The following is a 20,591-nucleotide window of genomic DNA, read 5'->3' as shown; positions in this document are numbered from 1 at the left end:
CGAGGATGACCCCGCGAAGATTCACGACAATGTATGCGAGGACCGGCCGATGGCGGTCAAACCCATGAACTGCCCAGGTCACTTGCTCATCTACAAGACTCGTTTGCGGTCTTACAACGAGTTTCCGTTGAGAATCGCGGAAATGGGACTGGTGCATCGACGCGAGCTCTCGGGTGTGCGCCATGGCCTGTTTCGGGTGCAGGCCTTCACACAAGACGACGCGCACCATTTCTGCACTCCAGACCAGATCGGTGGCGAGATTCGTATGCTGATCGATTTCTTCCAGGAGCTGTACCTGGCGTTCGATCTGCACGACGTGCGGATCGAATTCTCGACGCGGCCTGAAAAGAGCATCGGAAGCGACGCAATGTGGCAACAGGCGGAGCGAGCGCTAAAGCAGGCCCTGGAGTCCGAAAAGATCGACTACGAGCTGAACGAAGGCGAGGGCGCCTTCTACGGGCCCAAGATCGATTTTCACATCCGCGATGCGCTCAAACGCTCGTGGCAGTGCGGCACGATTCAACTCGATTTTTCCATGCCCGAGCGCTTCGGGCTCTCCTATGCGGGGGCGGATGGGCAGCGGCATACTCCGGTCATGATCCACCGGGCCTGCTACGGCAGCGTCGAGCGCTTTCTGGGAATTCTCGTCGAGCACTACGCCGGCGCTTTTCCTTTCTGGCTGGCGCCGTGTCAGGTACGCATCCTGCCGATCAGCGAGAAGTTCAACGCGTATGCGCGGGAGGTGAATGCCGCCTTGAGCGAGCATGGCGTGCGCTCGGACGTCAACGCCAAGGACGAGCGTGTGGGCTACAAGATCCGCGAGGCGAGCCTGCAGAAGATTCCGTACGTGCTGGTGGTGGGCGAAAAGGAAGTCTCGGCGAAAACCGTGAACGTTCGCTCCCGCGACGGGGGTGAGCTCGGGGCCATGGGCCTGGACGCTTTCATCGCTTCGCTCGCCCGGCCCCGAGGGGCCCCCTGCGCGCCTGGCCTGGCAACCGAACCCGCTCCCGCGCTAGAGACGGTCTCCTAGCCCTCCTAGCCCCCTTCGAACGCTGGCAAGCGGAGCCTGGGGACAGCACGCCGCAAGGTTTGCTACATTAGGGGCCCCCTTGGCTCCAACTGAAAGCCCGTGAGCGCCAACCCTCCAAAGAAATGCCCGAAGTGCGGCGCCGAGCTGGTTGCGGACCCCCGCTTCTGCCACGTGTGCGGGCAGTCGGTGGTGGCACCCGTCGAGGTTCGCGGCGGCGCCGCGATGGCCAAGAAGACCATGCTGGGAATGCCTGCCTATTCCGCTGTCGGAGCGAAGGGGCTGGATCAGCAGGGACCAACCGCAGATGCGGCGTCCGCGCAGCGAGAGGCTGCGCAGACGGGGCCGGGCACGATCGCAGGCGTTCCCGCGCCGGGCCAGGCCGCCCGGCCCATGCCGCCCCCGCCGGCAGGGGCGGCGCCGGCTCCTGCTGGTCCACGCACCCAGAAGACCATGCTGGGGCTGCCCGCGGCCATGCCGCAGGCTGGCGGGGCGACCGGGAAGCCGGTCGATCCCGTGCCGCCGCAGGCCGAGGACCCGCTCGCCTATGCTTCCACCGAGCTCGAGCTGCACAGCCCAGTGTCTCCTCCCAGCGCGCGGGCCCGGGTCCAGGCTCAGCCGGAGCGCACGGCACAACCATCGGAGCGAGCGCAGCCATCGGACCAAGCACAGCCATCGGAGCCAGGCGGAGGCAGTCGCCCTGCCGTGGCTCGACCCGCGGCGCCGTCTGCCATGCAGGGCGCCGACGACGCCTACGAGGTGAAGACGAGGCGGGGCAAATCAGGAGGACGTGCCGCGCTGCTGCTGGTGCTGGCGGTAGCAGGCGGGCTTGCTGCGTGGTGGTTCGTGGGGCGTTCCCCTACCCAGCTGCAGGTGAGCCTCTCCCAACACAATGGGCAAGAGCAGCTGCATGTTACGGTCACCAACGCCGCACCAGGCACGAGGGTTCGCCTCGACGGTCAAGAACGGGAGCTCAAGGGCGGGCGGGCCTCGTTCGAGGCCGGCCTGGATACCCTCCGAGTTGGGGACAATGCGCTAAAGCTCGACGTGACTACTGCGGCAGGCGAGACCCGCACGCACAGCCACACCCTAACGGTGCCTCATCGTGTGCTCGTGCAGCTTGCCCCCCTTGCGAGCGAGCAGCCCGCGCTGGAAGTGATGGTGCAAGCTCGAATGGGGACCAAGGTCAGCGTGGCCGGCAAACCGCTGCAGCTCGACTCGCGGGGCCAGGTTGCCTATCGCCACCCGGTCGAAGCGACCGAAACCGGCGATCAAGAGGTCCAGGTAAACATCCCGTACGAGCTCTTGTTGCCTGACGGCAGCAGCGTCCGCGGCAAGGTCTCGAGGACGATTCCTCGTGTTTCGCTGGAGATCGAGCGCCCGGATTCCGAAGTATGGACCGATGCCAGTCACGTCATGGTAGTCGGGTCCGTGGGGTCTGCGACGCAGGTCCGCGTCCATGACAAGCCGGCGCAGGTTCGTGACGGACGCTTCAGCCTGAACTATCCCCTGCCCCAGCGCGGAGACTACACCCTGGTTGTCGTTGCACGCTCGTCCGAGGCGGCGCCGCGGCACAAGACCCTGAAGGTCCACCGGGTGCGAGACCTCAGGGCCAGTGCAGCTCGTTATGCAGCGGACGCCAAGCTCGGCTACGCGATGTTGTCCAAGGATCCCGAAGGGCATCGTGGCGAGAAAGTGGCCTTCGAGGGGCTGGTGTACAACGTGGACAGCCGCGAGGGCACCAGCCTGCAGATCCACGTCGGCACCTGCCCGGTCAAGGGAGGCTGCCCACTTTGGGTGAGCTACTGGTCCGCGAAGGCCATCGCACCACGCAGCTGGGTGCGCGTGGCGGGGTTGGCGAGCGGAGTGCAACCGGTCCGCTCCGATACCGCCGGCCTGCAGTCCGTGCCCAGCGTACGAGCCGCGTTCGTCTTCGTATCCGCGCGCCGCAGCGCAGCGTCCAGGAGAGGGGGTGCCAAGTCCAAGCGCCCCCGGCGACGACGCGAGCACACGCCCGCCTCCGGGCCGGTCATGCCCGAATGACCTCCGAAGGGCAGCCAGCTGGCCAACCTGCTGCTTGCGGCTTGGGGCCCGCGGGAGAATAGCTCGATCGGCTGCGTCCGTGCAGGGCGGCGCGCTCGCGGCTTTCGTCATCGCAAGAATCCTCGGGCGGGTCCCATGCACACGAATGAGCTGCACTACGACCTACCTCCCGAGCTGATTGCACAGGTTCCGCTAGCAGAGCGCGACGCGGCGCGATTGCTGTGCGTGGATGCGGCGCGTGCCAGGTTCGAACACCGCAGCGTGCGGGAGCTGGCGAAACTGGTACCACCCTCGTTGTGGGTGCTCAACGATACCAAGGTGATTCCCGCCCGGCTCATCGGTCACAAGTCCACGGGAGGACGCGTCGAGTTGCTGCTGCTCGATCGCGAAGACGCGATCCCTGGCGAGGAGCGCTGGACGGCCCTGGGCAGCTCATCGAGAGGTTTCAGGCCAGGCACGGAGATCGAACTGCTGAACGGGTTGCTTCGGGCCCGAGTTCGGGACGTCCGGCGCGGGCGCTTGCGGGTCCTCTTCACTGCCAGGCAGGACGCCGGACCAGTACGCGTGCTGATCGAACGCGCCGGTCTGTTGCCGCTGCCGCCCTACATCAGGCGCTCGGCCAATGCCCAAGACGCCGCCCGCTACCAGACCGTGTACGCGAACCAACCCGGCGCGGTGGCGGCGCCCACGGCCGGCCTGCATCTCACCGAGAGGCTTCTGGCGGCTCTGCTGGAGCACGGCCACCGCATCGCTCGCATCACCTTGCACGTCGGACCGGGTACCTTCACGCCGGTGCACGAAGCCGAGCTCGAAGAGCACACGATGCATGAGGAGCGCTACGAGCTCAGCGAGCACACGGCCGAGTCGGTTCAGGCCGCCAAGCGCGAAGGCATGCCGGTGCTCGCGGTAGGCACGACCGTGGTGCGCACGCTGGAGGCGGCGGCGGCCGGCAAATCGGCCGTGAGCCCGGGAACGGGAAGCACCGCTCTGTTCATCTACCCGCCCTACCGTTTTCGTGTGGTCGATAGCCTGCTCACCAACTTCCACCTGCCGCGCTCCACGCTCTTGGCGCTGGTGATGGCCTTTGGCGGTGTAGATCTGGTGCGGAGTGCCTATGCGGAGGCGATCGAAGCACGGTATCGCTTCTTCAGCTACGGCGACGCCATGCTGCTGCACAGGAGTGTGTGAACGCCTTGAAGCTGCCCACCACAGGTTTCGAGTTCGTCGTAGAGGGATGGGACTCGCGAGCGCGCCGTGGCCGATTCACCACACCTCGCGGTGGGCTCGAAACACCGGCTTTCCTGCCGGTTGGAACGCAGGCCAGCGTCAAGTCACAGACGCCGAACGAAGTGGCAGCCACCGGCGCCCGCATGGTGCTGGCAAACACCTACCACCTGATGCTCAGGCCAGGGGCCGACGTGATCGAGGATCTTGGCGGCGTTCACCAATTCATGAGCTGGCCCCACGCGGTGTTGACCGACAGCGGGGGATACCAGGTATTCTCGCTTGCCAAGCTGCGCGACATCGATCACGACGGCGTGCGCTTCCGCTCCCATCACGACGGGACCCGCCACGAGCTGACCCCAGAGAGGGCGATGAGCATTCAGGCTCAGCTCGGCTCCGATGTAGCGATGGTGCTGGACGATTGCCCCCCTGGCGGAGCGGATCGCGCCCGCGTCGTGCGTGCTGTCGAGCGTAGCACCCGATGGGCGGAGCGTTGCCTCGACGCTCCCAAGCCCCAGCAGCAGGCGCGCTTCGGAATCGTGCAGGGAGGCACGCTGGTCGACCTGCGCCTGCGTCACATCGAGACCTTGTCCGCCATGCCCTTTGACGGCCTCGCGCTAGGCGGCTTCTCGGTGGGCGAAGGAATCGACGCCATGCGCAAGACCCTGCAGGAGGTGGCTTTGGCGTTGCCATCGGAGCGACCGCGCTACCTGATGGGCGTGGGCAAGCCCCAGGATCTTGTTCATGCGATCTCGTTGGGGCTCGATCTCTTCGATTGCGTCTTGCCGACGCGTAACGCACGCAACGGTCAGGCACTCACCTGGCAGGGACGCGTCAACCTTCGACAGTCGCGGCACCGCCAAGACGCCCGTCCCCTGGACCGCCGCTGCCGGTGTCCGACCTGCACCGGCTATACGCGCGCCTACCTGCACCACCTCGTACGCTGCCACGAGATCCTGGGTCCCCGATTGCTGACGCAGCACAACCTGAGTTTTTACGCGGAGCTCATGAGCGAAGCGCGTGAAGCCATCCGCGCCCGGCGCTACGCAGACTTCGCGTTCGAAACCACGCGCCGCATGGCCGCCCTTGACGAAGTCGCCGGCGGCTGAGCGGTAGCCGTTCAGGCCCCAGAAAATCGGCTTTTCAGGCGCTCTTGTGGCCGAGTGCGCCCGCAGGAATCGCCCGAGCATTGCCTGGGCTGCGGTTCGGATCAGAGGCAGCGCAGGGCGGCGACGAGGACGTAAACCGCCCAGAAGAACGCCTGGGAAGCCGTCGTCGAAGGACCCCGTGACCGGTTGCGCCGAGCGGGGTTGGCGCCAAGCGGGCGCCTCGTGCTAGGCAAGAGCCCATGTTCCGCACGCCGGCGGTCCTGCTCGTGCTGCAGCTGACTCAGCTTGGCGTCCCCGCTCTTGCCAGCGCCTTCTGCCGCCTCATGGTCGGCTCCCAGGTGGCGGCGCCGGGCTGTGATGGCACCTCCACAGGCATTCCGCTAGCTTGGCAACGGCGCTGCATGTCGTACTCCGTGTCCGAGCCCAAGGGTGGATTGACCTTTTCGCAAGCTCGCACGGTCATCGAAGCGTCGTTTCAAAGCTGGCAAGACGTCACCTGCGACGGGGGGCACAAGACGGGCATCGAGATCGTGGAGTTTCCCTCACCACCCCAACCCGTGGCGTGCAGGGAGCCGGAACACAACGTCGACGGCCTCAACGCCAACGCCATCCTTTTCGTGGACGACTGGTCGAGGCGCGGCAACGGTTCCAACGCCTTTGGCCTGACCTTCGTATGGCACAACACGACCAACGGTGAAATCGTCGACGCCGACATGGAGCTCAACGATGCGCGCCAAGACAGACTCGCGGTATGTCCGGATACGGGCTGCCCATCGGGTACGGTCGACCTTCAGAACGTCGTCACCCACGAGGCCGGCCACTTCCTCGGCCTGGGCCATTCCCAGTTCAGCCGTGCGACCATGGCGTTCCAGGCCACCGGCGGGGAGATCACCAAGCGCACCCTGGCGGACGACGATCGATTGGGCCTGTGCACGATCTACAAGCCCGGCACGCTGCCGGCCGAGTGCGACTTCATGCCCGTCAACGGCTGGGCTGCCGAGTGCGGCGTGCCGCTGGCCGGCGGCTGCGGTTGCAGTCTTCCCGGGAGCCGAATTCCTCTTCGCCTTCCATGGACCGCGCTGGCGCTGGGCCTCGCGGCGGTCTTCATAGCGCGCACGCGACGCCAGAGGCGCCGGGTCAAAATGGCTTTGCAGGATCGGAGTTGACATGGAAGGGCTATTCTGACGCGACACCAAAGGAGCAGCAGATGGTGGTAGTCAAGCGAGCACTCATCTCGGTCACAGACAAGAGCGGCGTGGTTGAATTCGCGGGACGGTTAGCGGCCACAGGCACGGAAATCCTGTCGACCGGCGGTACCGGGCGGGCGCTGCGCCAGGCAGGCGTTCCAGTGACCGAGGTCTCTGCGTACACCGATAGCCCGGAGATCATGGACGGGCGCGTCAAGACCCTGCACCCGCGCGTGCATGGCGGCATCCTGATGCGTTCCGAGCGGGAGGACGAGCATGCGCTCTCGGGCATCGGCGGCAAGCCCATCGACCTGGTAGCGGTGAACCTCTACCCGTTTGAGGCCACGGTGGCTCGAGGGGCTCCCCCAGACGAGATCGTCGACAATATCGATATTGGTGGTCCCGCCATGATCCGCTCGGCCGCCAAGAACTCCGCACGCGTTACGGTCGTCGTCGATCCGGCTGACTACTCGCAGATCGCCGAGCTCGCCAGCGGCGGTGCAAGCCCCGACGCTTCGCTGCGCGCAAGGCTCGCGGCCAAGGCCTTTGCCCACACGGCCGCCTACGACAGCGCGATCGCCGACTACCTTGCGGCCCGGACCGGGGAGGACACACCGGGACGCTTCCCGGCTACGCTGCGACTCAGCTTGCACAAGGCCTCCGAGTTGCGCTACGGAGAGAATCCCCACCAGCGCGCAGCCTTCTACGTAGAACGCAACGCTGCCCCAGGCTGCCTGGCCAGCAGTCAGAGTCTGGGGGCTGGTGGCAAGGAGCTGTCGTTCAACAACCTGGTGGACTGCGAGGCTGCCTTGGATGCGGTGCTCGAGTTCGAGCGCCCGGCGGCAGTCCTGGTCAAGCACACGAACCCGTGCGGAGTGGCACTTGCCGAGACGCTGGACGAGGCTTACCGGACCGCGCGGGAAGCGGATCCGCTGAGCGCATTCGGGGGCATCGTTGCGCTCAACCGAGGCGTGGACGAGACTACCGCACGCGTGTTGGCCGAGACGTTCCTCGAATGCGTGATCGCGCCGGCCTACGACGAGGCAGCACTCGGTGTCCTGCGCCGCAAGAAGAGCCTGCGCCTGCTGGCCACCGGGCAGCGGCTCCCGGCCGAGCACCAGGCCTTGCAGGTCAAGCGTGTGGGAGGCGGCCTGCTGCTGCAGGATCGCGACGCCAGCGCGGCGAGCGACCTTCAATCGGCCCGCGTAGCAACGGAGCGCGAGCCGAACGCGAGCGAGCGCGCAGCGCTGGACTTCGCGTGGCGCGTCTGCAAGCACGTCAAATCCAACGCTATTGTGTTGGCGAAGGGCCTGTGCACCGTCGGTGTGGGCGCTGGCCAAATGTCGCGTGTGGACAGCGTCCAGATCGCGACCAAGAAGGCCGCCGAGCGGGCTGCCGGCAGCGTCCTGGCTTCCGACGCGTTCTTTCCCTTTCCCGACGGCGTGCAGGCCGCGGCCGCGGCGGGCGTAACGGCCGTGGTCCAACCCGGCGGCTCCAAGAAGGACTCCGACGTCATAGCGGCCGCCAACCAAGCGGGCATGGCGATGCTTCTAACCGGAGTGCGTCACTTCCGGCACTAAGTCCTAAGAGCCCGTCCAGGGAAAGGTGCGCTGGGTCAATGATCTCGGCTGCCGGATAGCTGGGCCGCGGTCCGAAGCTGCGCTTTCTTGGGGGCTCGATCAAAGGTCTGCCTGGGCGTTTCCGTTCGTTCGAGGTTGTTTCCGGTGGGCTGGGCGGATCGGTAGCTCCAGGGTGAAGGAGGCTCCCCTGCCTACTCCCATACTTTGGCAACTGAGGGCTCCCCCCATGGCTTTGGCGGCATTGGACGCGTTGTGCAGCCCAAACCCGTGCCCATTTTCCTTGGTAGTGAAGCCCTGGCTGAACACCTGCTGTTTGTCCCCGGTCGATATACCGGCGCCGTTGTCGATTACCCGGATCAGAAACCGATCTTTCCCATGGAGTCCAGTGTCGATTCGAACCTGCCTCCCGCTCTTCACGGGCTCGAGCGCGTCCTTCGCATTCGACAGCAGGTTTACCAGAATCTGAAGAACCCGATGACGGTCGACGGTAACCTCTGTATCCCCATTTCCGGTGCGAAGGAACTGTATCCGATGATGATCGTACGTGGAACCTAGCAGGATGGTCGCTTCGTCCACCAGTCGTCCGATGGTACAGTCTTCTAACAACACGCCGCCGGTCGCATGCTCCTGTTGTTTGGCGATGATGGCACCGACGTGTTTGACACGCTGCTGCAGGTGCCGGCTTTCGGCGACTAGCTGCTGTTGCTCTTCCTCGAGCTTGTGTCCGAGCTTCAAGAGATAGGACAAAACCTTCCTTCCGTGCTCATCGTGGTGTAGGGGCTTGGAAAGATCGTCCGTGCGCGACTCGAGCAGCTCGACGGTCTTTCGCACCTGCTTGATTCGTGATGCTCGGAGCCGGTCCATCAGGATCCCGGCGGACACGTTGATGCCGTTCAGCACGTTGCCAACGTTGTGCAGCACACCGGTGGCGATGTCCGCCATGCCAGCCTGGCGCGATGCCCTGACGTATTCGTCGTTCAGCGCCCGCAGCTTCTGCTCGGCGCGCCTGCTCTGCGTTAGATCGCGCACAAGCAATACACTGACGTCCTGCAGCTCGGATGCACTGCTTACGGCGACTTCGACGGGGAAACTCGTGCCGCACTTGCGCACAGCCACCGCTTCGGCTCGCGCCGCGACTTCATTGGTTGCGCCTGCCTCGCGGTCGAGCCGCGGTAGCGCCGGGGATGATCCATCCTGACACGCGAAGAGGGCGCATGCCTCGAGGCCCACCACCTCCTCGCGGGTGTAGCCCCACATCGAGGACGCGCTCTTGTTGAAGCCGACAATGCGCCGGCGACCGTCGATCGTGACCACGGCATCACCCATGTTGTGAATCACCGCCTGGCTGAGCTGCTGGCTCCTCTTGAAATCAAGGGTTCGCGCCTCGACGGTGCCTTCAAGCTCGCGCGTCCAGCGGCGAGACCGTGAGAGAATCAGCCCGAACACCAGAAGCGCCAAGCCGGATACCGTTCCCAGTATCCAAAGCGTGCTCCGTGTGCTGCCCTGGGCCAGGGTTCGCGCGTACCCGACCGGATAGCGAATCTCGAGCACACCCCGGAGGTCGCCTTCCTGCCAATCTCGCTTCGGAGTGTCGGGATGCGCATTGTGGCAGCCGACGCACGCTTCCCTCATGCGATCGGCGGTAGCGTATCGAAGCACGTAACGGCCGTCCTTGTTTTCCATCCGGTAGAACGGTTCATCAGGGCGCTGAGAAAGAGAACGCCAGGCATCGCGGGCGAAGCGGTCTCGGAGGCCGCCGCGGTCTTGCCGCCATGGGAAGGGGTAGGGGCTGTACAGCGCCGCCTGACTTCCCGAGTCGCCCTGTCCCAACTTCCCGGCGAGCAGCATGCTCAAGGTCGCGGGAAGAGGTATGGCTCCCTTGTGCGCGCGGTAGTCGTGGGTGACGCGGACGCCATGTCCTCGGGCCGCCTCGACGACTTCGCTGGCGTACAACGTTCTGAACTCCCTGATGGCTGTCGAGTACACGTCCGCATGCTGAAGGGCCGTCTGCCTGACGAGCGCCTGCTGGCTTCTGGCGAGATGGACGTAGATGACAGCGATGCCTGATGCGAATAGGAGAGATGCAACGAGCAGCGTCTGCCTGACGCTCTGCCTCAAGGCTGCATCCACAGCAGGAAGAAGCCCGCGGATGCCCTTGCCGGAACGCCGGCCGCTGTTGGGATCAGACGACACGCTCCACCTGCCCTAGCCGTGCGTACGGTCCGTTCCTGATCCCCTAAAGGCCGGAGCGCCCGCTTTGGCTGCAGGGACCCAGTTCAACGTAGTTCAACGATGGCGCACCGCGCCGATGTTGACAGTGCGGGAGCAGCCACCGCATTTGCCGAAATGCCCTACATGTACCGGCCACGGCGGGGCCACCCACGGTATCTCGCTCCGATCCAGGCGCCCGCGCTCAGCCCATGAATGCCACTGCAGCCCCAGCGCGGATCCTGCTAATCGACGACAACCGCTCCGTTCATGACGATTATCGCAAGGTCCTCGACCTGCCCGGGCACGACGCGGAGCTGGCGCAGCTGGAGCGAGATCTCTTTGGTCACCCGACGCGTGCCAGCAGCCCGGCCGGCTTCGACGTGGTTTCGGCCTACCAGGGCAACGAGGGGCTGACCCTCGTCGAGCGAGCGGCCCGAGAGCGCAAACCGTATTCGCTCGCGTTCGTCGACATGAGAATGCCCCCTGGCTGGGACGGTCTGGAAACCATCACGCACTTGTGGACGGTCGACCCCCACCTCGAAGTGGTCATCTGTACCGCCTACTCCGACACGTCGTGGTCCAAGATCGTGGATCGCGTGGGTAGCACCGATCAACTCGTGCTCCTGAAGAAGCCCTTCGACAGTGTCGAGGTGGTCCAGCTCGCACATGCGCTTACTCGGAAACGGTCTCTTCGCCACGAGCTTCAGGAGCGCTTCCAGTCACTGGACGAGCTGGTTAGGGAGCGCACAGCCGAGCTGCAGGCCGCCAACACAAGACTGCACAAGGAGACCGAAAACCGCGAGCGCATGGAGGCAGACCTGCGCTTGGCACAAAAGCTCGAGAGCATCGGACAGCTCGCCGCCGGAGTGGCACACGAGATCAATACTCCCGCGCAGTACGTGGGCGATAACATCTCCTTCCTGAGCGATGCCTTCGCCGACATCGAGCGCATGCTTGCCGCCTTTGAAGCGCTACGCGCCGAGGTGGCGCAGACTGGTGCACACAGCGACATGTGCGAGGACCTGAAGGCGCTGCAGCAAGAGATCGACCTCGATTACCTGCGTGCCGAGATGCCAAGAGCCGCGAAGCAGTCGGCGGAGGGAATCGGTCACATTGCAGGAATCGTGCTGGCCATGAAGAGCTTCTCTCACGTAGGCACGGAGAAGAAGACGCAAGTCAACCTCGCAGATGCCATTTCAAGCGTCGTCACGGTCAGTCGCAACGAGTGGAAGTACGTCGCCGAGATGGTTCTGGATCTGGATCCGGCGCTGCCGCCGGTCCCATGCCTGTTGAGCGAGATCAACCAAGTGCTGTTGAACTTGGTTGTCAACGCCGCCCATGCCGTTGCGGACGTAGTCGGCGACGGGTCCAACGCCAAGGGCGAGATTCACATCAGCGCGCGTGCGATCGATGGCAGCGCGGAAATACGCGTCCGCGACACCGGCACAGGCATTCCATGTGACGTGCAAGACCGAGTCTTCGATCCCTTCTTCACAACCAAGGAGGTAGGGCGCGGCACAGGCCAAGGTCTCGCCATCTGTCGTGCCGTGGTCGTGAACAAACATGCCGGGTCGCTGAGATTCGAAACGGAACCTGGCCGAGGCACAACGTTCGTCCTTCGGCTTCCTCTCGAACCCGGCGGCGCCCCCTCGTCCTCGTCGTCGTCTGACGACCTGTCTGGGGCAAGTCCATAGGAGGTGCTGCTGCCGAGCTCGCTGCGGTTGCTACGGGCCTACGGGACAATCGGACACGCCGTAGCCGGGTGTTCAAGCCTTGCGGGCGAGTCGCGAGCAGCTTGGCGCCGCGCTTGCCGTCGGCCGGGCGATCGATAACGATCTGTTGCGTCTTTGGGCAAGTCTCGTCCAAGCTCAGGCCACATGTTCGCACACACATACCATCAGGCGCGGGCAGGCTTCGAACAGGACCTTGCGTCGCTGGCTCGCAAGCTTGGTCGCGAACCCATCCGCCAGCGCACCCAAGTCCAGTCGGAGCTCGATCTGTCGATCGACACAGCAGAGTTCGTCCCCGACTCGTGCCAGCGCGCCTTTGTCTGCATCAGCGGTACGCACGGAGTCGAGGGCTACATGGGATCGGCCATTCAGCGCTCGCTCATGCTGGGAGTCCTTGGCCGGCTCGATCTGCGAACCGCCGGCGTGATCTTGGTGCATGCGCTCAACCCATGGGGCTTTCACCATCGCTGCCGAGTCAACGAGGATAACGTCGATCTGAATCGCAACTTCGAACCCGACGGTGTGCGTCTGTACGGCACCCTCTCGCCCGCCTACGACCAAATCGCAGCTGCGCTTCAGCCCGGCGGGGCCTGCGGCCCGGGTCCGCTTGCCGACGTGCGTTTTGCGGCTCGGATGCTGGCAGCTGCTGCGCGCCGAGGGCCGGGCGCGGTTCGTGCCGCGGCGCTCCAGGGCCAATACACCCACCCGAAAGGGCTGTTCTATGGTGGTTCCGCTTTGACGGGCGAAGCTCGCTGCTTCAGCAACCTCTACGAGGCCATCAAGGACAGGTACGTGGAGATTCTACTGATCGACCTTCACACGGGCTACGGCGAACGCGGCCGCGTATACGCTCTGTTCGCGGGGGCCGACAGTCCCTCGCTGCGCCGGATGACTGCCGGCGGCATCCGGGATCGGTACGGTAGGGACAAGAGCTATAGCGCGCGGGGTGAGCTCGTCGCCTACTGTCGCACGACGGTCAAACGCAAGCATCCAGACCGCATCTTCAACGGAATGGTCTTGGAGCTCGGCACGCACGGGCTGGGCCTGGCGCAGCAGCTTTACGATCTTCGCACCATGGTGTTGGAGAACCAGGCGCGCCTGCACGGCGCGATCGATCCCGAAGCGGAACGCGCCGTAAAGCAGCGCTTCTCGGAGCTGTTCTACCCCTCAAGCTCCGCTTGGCGCACTCAGACGCTCGATGCTGCGGTAGGCACGATAGAGACGATGCTGAATCAACGCACGTTCGTGCGCTAGCCCGCTCTTCAACCCTATGATACGGCTGCTGCTCGGTGAGGGTGCCCGGCAACAGCAGCACGCGTATCTCTAGATACGGAGCCGCGCTGTGGATACGGAGCCGCGCTGTGGATACGGAGCCGCGCTGTAAGCCGGGCGACGGGAGTGAGTTTTGGAAAGGGCACAAACTAGGCCATTGAAGCCGTACGGCTTTTGCGGCGAATGAGCCAGAAACTGGCGAGTACTGCGATGGCAAGCAGCACGAGCGCCGATCCGAGGTTGCCCTTGATGAAATATCCGGTTGCGAAGAGCGTTCCGTAGACCAGGGCACAGCCGATGGCCATGTTCAGCAGGCCTCCCGGTACGTCCCAGGCGGCGTCTGGGCGCCGATCCTCGGGTGGCAGCTCGCGCTCGACCGTGCGCCAGCCGGGACCGCCGGGACGCACCTTGCGACAGAAGGCAGCGAGCCTGGTGCGCTCGGTGGGGGGGGCGATAAAGGCAGCAAGCAGCCACGAGACGGTCGTGATCGAAACACCGACCAGCAGCTGCACGTGCGGCGGCAGCGCGGAGTCGCCGAGCTGGAAGTAGACGGCTATCGCGAAGGACACCACCATCGCGGTGATCTCACTCGCCGCATTCACGCGCCACCAAAACCAACGCATGATGAACAGGAGCCCGGTTCCCGCGCCGATCTGAAGCAGGATTTGGAAGGCCTGAAGGGCGCTATGCAGGTAAAGGGCCAGGCAAGCCGTGACGAGCATGAGCAGCGCTGTGCTGACGCGGCCGAGCAGCACGAGCGCTCGCTCGCTCGCTTCGGGGCGCAGAAAACGCAGGTAGAAGTCGTTGACGATGTAGGAGGAGCCCCAGTTCAAATGAGTCGAGATGGTGGACATGTAGGCGGCGATCAACGAGGCCATCACGATGCCGAGCAGACCGTGAGGAAGCCGCCGCAGCATTGCCGGGTACGCTAGATCGTGATCCACGAGGTTTGCATCCAGCTCGGGAAACGCGGCGGACAGTGCCGCGAGGTCGGGGAACACCACGAGCGACGCAAGTGCCACGATGATCCAAGGCCAGGGGCGCAGCGCATAGTGGGCTATGTTGAAGAAGAGGGTCGCCGACGCGGCGTGCTCTTCGTTGCGGGCAGCCAGCATCCGCTGGGCGATGTAGCCGCCACCACCGGGCTCTGCGCCCGGGTACCACGTACTCCACCATTGCACTGCCAAAGGCATCAGAAACAGGGGCACGAACGTTTCCGGATCCGACAGGTCCGGAACGAAGTCCAATCGCCGCCGCACCATGTCGTTTTCGAGCAGTGCTTCGAGACCGCCTACTTCAGGCAGCCGCACCACGACCCATGCGGCCGCCAGCGAGCCGACCATGGCCACGACAAAGAGCGCGAAATCGGTCAAGAGCACGCTGCGCAGGCCGCCAAGCGAGCTGTAGATCACCGTGACTACCGAGGCGATGACCAGCGTTTCCAGGGGCTTGAGGCCGAGTGTCACGCTTCCTATCTTGATCGCGGCCAGGGAGACCGTGGCCATGATCATCACGTTGAAGAAGACGCCGAGGTAGATCGCGCGAAAGCCTCGCAAGAACGCGGCGGACCTTCCGCTGTAGCGCAGCTCGTAGAACTCCAGATCCGTGAGCACGCCCGAGCGGCGCCACAGCTTGGCGTACACGAACACCGTGAGCATGCCCGTCAGCAGGAAGGCCCACCACAGCCAGTTGCCCGATACCCCGTGCTTGCGCACGATGTCGGTTACCAGGTTGGGGGTGTCCGACGAGAACGTCGTGGCCACCATGGACACGCCCAGAAGCCACCAGGGCATCTGGCGACCCGACAGAAAGAACTCGCCGGCATTCTTGCCTGCACGGCGTGACGTTGCCACGCCGACCACCAGCGAAAACACGAAGAAGGCGACGACGATCGCCCAGTCCAAGGTACTCAGTATCACGGCGACGCTCCAAGCGGGGCGGGAGAGTAACACCCGCCTGCATGAAGGGCACAGCCATAAACCTAGGACCTAGGGTGCGGCAGACGCGTCTTCGGCGGCTGTAAGCGTGATCATCTGACTGCTCCCGAAGCTGACCAGCAGGCCGATGCCGGGCCGATCGAGCGGCAGGCCGAGATCGAAACGGAACACGTAGGCGTTGAGCTGGGGAAAGAGCAGGCGCAGCCCAAGACCTGCCGCATGGCGCATGCGGGCGTTGCGCAGCGTCGAGTACAGGCTGCCCGCGTCGTAGAAAAGCGCGAAGCCCGCGTGCACGGTCAGCAGAACCAAGGGGTCGGTTCGATACTCCAGGTTGAAGCGCATGCGGCTCTTGCCGACCCCGTAAAAAGCCCGCAGACCATAGCCTCTGAGGCCGTTTTCTGCACCCAGCGTAACCCAAGTGTTGTTGGTATCGTGCCGGCGTGCTTCCACTCGCGCCCGTGCTACCAGCCGTCCGAAAAACCAGGGAGGCGTGGCGCCGCGCACGGACAGGTCCAACAGCTGATTTATGGCTCGACCGTCTTCGAGACGCGCGGATCCTGCCAGTGCGAGCTCCAACAAGGCTTCGTCGGAGGCGCCTATCCAGCCGAGGAATCCGCGCACGACCATGGAGCTCGTGGATGAGCCAAAGTGACGCAGCGGAAGGCTGAGACGGGCCTGGACACTGGGACCGGTGCGCACGTTCTCGCTGCGGCCAAACGTGCCGAGGTTTCGCAGCGTGGCGAAACGGGTCAGCCACAGGCTATAGCCCAGGGAAGGGAAGACCTGTCTTCGAACCCTGGGAAAGAACCGGCCGGCAAAGGCGCGCGCCTGCCGTTGGTCGAGCTTGGGCTCGGGGAGGAAACCGACGTTGCGATCGGACAGACCCACGCCCAAGGAAACGGACTGCTTGAACCGATCGCCGCGACGCAACCCGGCGGCGGCTCCGATTTCGAGCCCTTCGTCGTCGTAGGCCACTGGAATCGCCTCCATCGCTGCAGTTGCCGGGTCGTCCCAGGTCCTCACACCGTGGCTGTCGATGTTGCGTTGGATCAGGCGGTAGGCGCTGACGTCGAGACGACAGGAAAAGCGCTGGGCAAGATTGTAGTAAGGCTTGAGCAGGCTCAACTCGACGCTGCCGCCTTCGAAGGCGTGGCTGTGCCGGTGGAAGCGCAATCCCGCGCGCTGAGACAGCAGCAACGTCCCGCCCCAGACGCGGTAGTCGAAGTAGCGCTGGCCGATCCGGTAGCTGATGGGCATCAAGCGGAAGTTTGCTGCAAACCGTTTGTTTCGACCGAGGAGATTGCGCTCGATTGCTTGAAGAAACAGTTGGTTGAAACGCGTTCCCGCTCCCGAGAATTCCTGCTCCAGCCGCAGGCTCCAAAGGTCCCTGGTCAGGACCACAACGCCGACCTGGGTGTCGCTGGCGGTTCGCACCGCGACGATCCGTACAAACGAGAAGATCCCGAGTCCACGCAGGTTGCGCATGGTTTCCTCGCTGCGAGCGTCCCGGAAGCGGCCTCCCACTGCAAACAACAACTCCCGCCGGACCATGGACTCGCGGGTTATCCAGTGCAACGCGTTGAGGAACGTGGGCCAAGGCTCGTCTGTGGTCAGCACGTCGCGGGTGAAGACGCGAACGAACGCGATCAGCTTGCCTTCCGGGCGGGGATGGCGCTCGAAGCCCTCGTCGTGGAGCAACCTGGCTAAACGCCGGTCCTCATAGGTTGGATCCAGGGCTCGGGCTTGCGCGGTGAGCAGTAGGGCTGCTGCCAGCAACAAGATCGCGCCGCGCGCTAGTTCCTGTCCAGCCATAGCCGCTTACGTCCTCGAACTAGCGCTGCTATTCCTGCGGGCAGTGTCGATTCCAACCGCATGCCTGCGGGCGCGCTGGCTCTGGCGGGCCCTTAGCAGGGCTCGGCCAAGCGTTCGTAGCGCATATTGCGTCTGGCCACCTTGAACCCGGCAGCGCGGGCGTGACGCTCGATTTGCTGCGCGTCCATGGCGAACGTGGTTCCTGCGGAGGAAACCACGTTCTCTTCGAACATGACGCTTCCCATATCGTTGGCGCCGAAGCGCAGCGCTAGCTGGCCTATGCCAGGACCCTGCGTGACCCAGGAGGATTGGATATTGCTGACGTTGTCCAGTACGAGGCGGGCGAGAGCCTGCGTCCGCAAGTAGAGCACCGTGCCCGTTTCGCCCGCGACGGCGCGCGTGCCTTGCTCGTGCTGGTAGTCCCAGCAGATGAACGCGGTGAATCCCTCGGTTTCGTCCTGCAGTTGGCGGATCTTCAGAAGATGCAGTACGCGGTCCGCCAGTGTGTCCGCAGTGCCGAACATCATGGTAGCCGTGCTTCGCATGCCGAGGTGGTGCGCGCTGCGCATGACTTCGAGCCACTCGAGGCTGGTGCACTTCGCCGCCGCGATCTTGCGGCGGACGCGGTCCGTAAGCACTTCGGCGCCACCGCCGGGCAGGGAATCCATGCCAGCCGCGCGCAGGCGCTTGAGCACCTCCTCAACGGGCAGATCCTCGAGGCGCGCCAGATGCAGAATCTCCTCGGGGCTCAGTGCGTGCAAGGCGATCGGAAACTTCCGCTTCATCCAGCGAAACAGGTCCTCGTACCATTCGAGATGCAGCTCGGGGTTGAGCCCTCCCTGCAACAGAATCTGAACTCCGCCGGCATCCACGGTTTCGCGAATCTTGCTGGCAAGCTCGTCACGCGACAAGACATAGCCCTCGCGGTGGTTGACGGGGCGATAGAACGCGCAGAAGCGGCAGGAGGTCGTACACACGTTGGTGTAGTTGATGTTGCGGTCGACGATGTAGGTGACCACGTTGTCCGGATGCAGCTGTCGGCGCCGCCGATCCGCGGCCCACCCCAGCTCGTGGGTAGTGGCGTCGCGTCCCAGGGCCATTGCGTCTTCGAAGGACAGGCGCCCCCCGCGAGCGCCCCGTTCGAGCAGACCATCGAGCGATGCACGGGTGTCGCCTGCGCGCGTCCGTGCCTCTCGATGGTTCGGTTGCGACAGACCGTTTCCGCGACGCTGTCCTCCGGTGGCTTGCTTCCGTTTGCCAACGAACGTGAGCTCACACGGGGGAAGCAAGCCTGCCTCGGCCGCGCGTTCGAGGAACTCGCGGGCTCCGGCGAGTGCGGAATCGTCGAGCTCGTAACGCACGCCTTCGGTCAAGTAGCGCAGGTAACCACCCGCGTCGCCACCGTGTTCCCGAGCCCAGGCTTCTGCAATCGAGCCTCTTGCATTCAGGCCCGCAGCGAGGGAGGCTTCGAGAAGCAGCACATCGCCACGCTGCAGGAGGCCGGGGCGCGCCGCCCAAGCTGCAAAGACGAAGGGCAAACCGGTCCACTTTGTCCAGGCTTCGCCCAGGTCGAGTTGGTAGGGAAAGCGCTGCCGCTGAGCCAGCGCCGCATCTCCGATCAGCAGCCCGCCGGTGCGGCCACCGATACGCTCCGGGATGTCCTGGGGGGCATGAATCCAGCACCTGGGCTCACCGCCGCGCCTGAGCCGCCGGGCCACGAGGCGAGCCAGGGTTACGCTGGTGCGGCTGGAGGAATCGAGCAGCAGCGTGTCGAGCTCCTCGAGGGGGCGCTCCCCGAGCACGAGCACCGAGCCCACGGCACCGTCGCAGCCGATCCCGATGCCTGGAACGAGCTCGAGCGCTCCGTGGTTGGCCAACGTGGCCGTGGGGGCCAGAGCCGCGTCCGCTTCATCTTCGAGGAGCTTGCGACTCAGCTCCGACGGTGTGGCGAGTCGCAAGCATATGCGACCTGCGCCGAGCCCCTGCAGCAGCCCGTGTAGGACCGGCTGAGCGTTGAGGTAGCTCACGCCCACGAGCCGGAGCTGTTCAGGCGCGGCCGCTTTGGGCGCGCTACCGTAACGATTCGCCACCAGCTTCTTGCGTGGCGCCGGCTCGCGGGTTTGCAAGGGTGGCGTGCTCGACTTCTCTGGCTTGTGGTTCATGTGCCTTCGCTCGATCAAGCCCTGTCGGCAAGCCGCAAGGCTCGGCTCGGGAGGTGCCGTTCTCTGACCTTGCGGGCGGCTTCGGGTGGCTTGGGTGACAGCTCCTCGATCACGTCGTACAGTGTGCCGCGCTCGATTGGCACGCGTCCCGCCTCGCGAATCAGTCGTATGAGCTCGTCGCGCGTGAGGGCCATGGGCGCGGTGCTTCCGGCGGCATGGTAGATGGTTTCGTGAACGATCGTGCCGTCCAGATCGTCTGCCCCGAAGCGGAGTGCCACCTGCGCTGTGGGCACCGTCAACGAGACCCAATACGCCTTGATGTGAGGGATGTTGTCGAGCAGCAGGCGGCTGACCGCCATCGTGCGCAGATCGTCGATCGCGGTAGGCTCTGGCAGACGCTTCAAGCTGTTGTTTTCATTGTGGAAAGCAAGTGGAACGAAACACTGGAATCCGCCGGAGCGATCCTGCTGCTCGCGCAGGCGCAGCAGATGGTCGACTCGGTGCTCGAAGGTCTCGACGTGTCCATAGAGCATCGTGCAGTTGCTGGCGATGCCCAGTTGGTGGGCCGTGTCATGTACGGCCAGGTACTGGCCGGCGTCGGCTTTGTCTCGGGCGATGCGCTGGCGCACGTCGGGGTGGAAGATCTCGGCCCCGCCACCGGGCAGCGAGCCCAAGCCGGCGTCGCGCAGGCGTTTCAGCACCTCGCTGTAGGTCATGTGGAACTTCTGCGCGAAGTAGTGGATCTCGACCGCGGTGAAGCATTTCAGGTGGATCGACGGACGCACGCGCTTGAAACCCCGAAGCAGGTCTTCGTACCACTCGAACGGCAAACCGGGGTGTAAGCCGTTGACCATGTGCAGCTCGGTCAGGCCCGGGTCGGGGTGAGCCTCGAGAGCCTCCCGCGCTTGTGCGAGGGTCGTGGTATGGGCGCCCGCAGCCCCTTCTTCGAGCTTGGCAAACGCGCAGAAGCGGCAGGAAGCCTCGCACACATTGGTGGCCTCGAAGCGCATGTTCACGTTGAAATAGGTGCGATCCCCATGCAGCCGCTCCCGCATTTCGTTTGCCAGGGACCCCACGGCGAGCACGTCGGGTTCCAAAAAGAGCGCCATTGCGTCGTCAAAGCACAGCCGTTCGCCTCTGCGCACCCGCGCGGCAATCCCGTCGATGCGCCCTCTCATTTCACCACCTCGCTTCGAACCGGAACGGTAGGGCTCGGCCCTGCGGTTGGTTGCAACAAGGCGGTTGGCTGCAACAAGGCGGTTGGCTGCAACAAGGCGGTTGGTTGCAACAAGGCGGT

13 protein-coding genes and 1 pseudogene are annotated in these 20,591 nt (G+C 64.6%); 8 read left to right on the top strand and 6 right to left on the bottom strand.

The features are described from left to right. The 6 genes from thrS to purH all read left to right on the top strand — a co-directional run. A partial coding sequence (thrS, locus tag MJD61_10440) for a threonine--tRNA ligase (protein ID MCG8555687.1) occupies positions 1-1,030 on the top strand: 1,030 nt, incomplete at its 5' end. Positions 1,031-1,129: 99 nt separating this feature from the next. Beyond that, positions 1,130-3,070 (top strand): hypothetical protein, encoded by a 1,941-nt coding sequence (locus tag MJD61_10435; GenBank protein ID MCG8555686.1) that lies wholly within the window; start codon positions 1,130-1,132, stop codon positions 3,068-3,070. Between the two features lie 135 nt (positions 3,071-3,205). Beyond that, positions 3,206-4,258, top strand: coding sequence for a tRNA preQ1(34) S-adenosylmethionine ribosyltransferase-isomerase QueA (gene queA / locus MJD61_10430; GenBank protein MCG8555685.1), 1,053 nt, complete (start codon positions 3,206-3,208; stop codon positions 4,256-4,258). Positions 4,259-4,263: 5 nt separating this feature from the next. Next, positions 4,264-5,403 (top strand): tRNA guanosine(34) transglycosylase Tgt, encoded by a 1,140-nt coding sequence (tgt, locus tag MJD61_10425; protein MCG8555684.1) that lies wholly within the window; start codon positions 4,264-4,266, stop codon positions 5,401-5,403. A gap of 239 nt (positions 5,404-5,642) precedes the next feature. Then, entirely contained in the window at positions 5,643-6,569 is a 927-nt protein-coding gene (locus MJD61_10420; GenBank protein MCG8555683.1) for a matrixin family metalloprotease, read from the top strand. A 41-nt stretch (positions 6,570-6,610) separates the two neighbouring features. Further along, positions 6,611-8,170 (top strand): bifunctional phosphoribosylaminoimidazolecarboxamide formyltransferase/IMP cyclohydrolase, encoded by a 1,560-nt coding sequence (gene purH, locus MJD61_10415; GenBank protein MCG8555682.1) that lies wholly within the window; start codon positions 6,611-6,613, stop codon positions 8,168-8,170. A 99-nt stretch (positions 8,171-8,269) separates the two neighbouring features. On the opposite strand, the gene MJD61_10410 is transcribed toward purH, so the two are convergent. Further along, a complete protein-coding gene (locus MJD61_10410; protein MCG8555681.1) occupies positions 8,270-10,363 on the bottom strand; it encodes an ATP-binding protein in 2,094 nt (697 codons plus the stop codon). A 227-nt stretch (positions 10,364-10,590) separates the two neighbouring features. On the opposite strand from MJD61_10410, the gene MJD61_10405 reads away from it, so the two are divergent. Together MJD61_10405 and MJD61_10400 are read left to right on the top strand one after the other, a co-directional pair. Then, the gene (locus tag MJD61_10405; protein ID MCG8555680.1) at positions 10,591-12,075 is read left to right on the top strand and encodes an ATP-binding protein; all 1,485 of its coding nucleotides are present in this window, start codon (positions 10,591-10,593) and stop codon (positions 12,073-12,075) included. Positions 12,076-12,258: 183 nt separating this feature from the next. Beyond that, the gene (locus MJD61_10400) at positions 12,259-13,365 is read left to right on the top strand and encodes a M14 family metallopeptidase (protein ID MCG8555679.1); all 1,107 of its coding nucleotides are present in this window, start codon (positions 12,259-12,261) and stop codon (positions 13,363-13,365) included. Between the two features lie 167 nt (positions 13,366-13,532). Here the strand turns inward: MJD61_10400 and MJD61_10395 are convergent, their stop codons facing one another. From MJD61_10395 to mqnE, 5 genes and pseudogenes are all read right to left on the bottom strand, one after another. After that, the gene (locus MJD61_10395) at positions 13,533-15,302 is read right to left on the bottom strand and encodes a Na+:solute symporter (protein MCG8555678.1); all 1,770 of its coding nucleotides are present in this window, start codon (positions 15,300-15,302) and stop codon (positions 13,533-13,535) included. Between the two features lie 69 nt (positions 15,303-15,371). Continuing rightward, a complete protein-coding gene (locus MJD61_10390; protein MCG8555677.1) occupies positions 15,372-17,132 on the bottom strand; it encodes a BamA/TamA family outer membrane protein in 1,761 nt (586 codons plus the stop codon). A 92-nt stretch (positions 17,133-17,224) separates the two neighbouring features. Next, positions 17,225-18,232 (bottom strand): dehypoxanthine futalosine cyclase, encoded by a 1,008-nt coding sequence (mqnC, locus tag MJD61_10385; GenBank protein ID MCG8555676.1) that lies wholly within the window; start codon positions 18,230-18,232, stop codon positions 17,225-17,227. 255 nt (positions 18,233-18,487) lie between these two features. Next, positions 18,488-19,294 (bottom strand): annotated as a pseudogene (locus tag MJD61_10380) (menaquinone biosynthesis protein). A gap of 14 nt (positions 19,295-19,308) precedes the next feature. After that, entirely contained in the window at positions 19,309-20,472 is a 1,164-nt protein-coding gene (gene mqnE / locus MJD61_10375) for an aminofutalosine synthase MqnE (GenBank protein ID MCG8555675.1), read from the bottom strand. Between the last annotated feature and the right edge of the window lie 119 nt (positions 20,473-20,591).

The sequence above is a fragment of the Pseudomonadota bacterium genome, assembly GCA_022361155.1.
Lineage (GTDB): Bacteria > Myxococcota_A > Polyangia > Polyangiales > JAKSBK01 > JAKSBK01.
Note: the sequence above shows the minus strand (reverse complement) of the source record. Positions and strands in the feature narration are given on the sequence as shown.

Coding starts and splice junctions, on each gene's coding strand:
- queA (MCG8555685.1), top strand. CDS start 3,206: ATGCACACGAATGAGCTGCACTACGACCTACCTCCCGAGCTGATTGCA.
- mqnE (MCG8555675.1), bottom strand. CDS start 20,472: ATGAGAGGGCGCATCGACGGGATTGCCGCGCGGGTGCGCAGAGGCGAA.
- mqnC (MCG8555676.1), bottom strand. CDS start 18,232: ATGGCCCTGGGACGCGACGCCACTACCCACGAGCTGGGGTGGGCCGCG.
- purH (MCG8555682.1), top strand. CDS start 6,611: ATGGTGGTAGTCAAGCGAGCACTCATCTCGGTCACAGACAAGAGCGGC.
- MJD61_10400 (MCG8555679.1), top strand. CDS start 12,259: ATGTTCGCACACACATACCATCAGGCGCGGGCAGGCTTCGAACAGGAC.
- MJD61_10390 (MCG8555677.1), bottom strand. CDS start 17,132: ATGGCTGGACAGGAACTAGCGCGCGGCGCGATCTTGTTGCTGGCAGCA.
- MJD61_10420 (MCG8555683.1), top strand. CDS start 5,643: ATGTTCCGCACGCCGGCGGTCCTGCTCGTGCTGCAGCTGACTCAGCTT.
- MJD61_10405 (MCG8555680.1), top strand. CDS start 10,591: ATGAATGCCACTGCAGCCCCAGCGCGGATCCTGCTAATCGACGACAAC.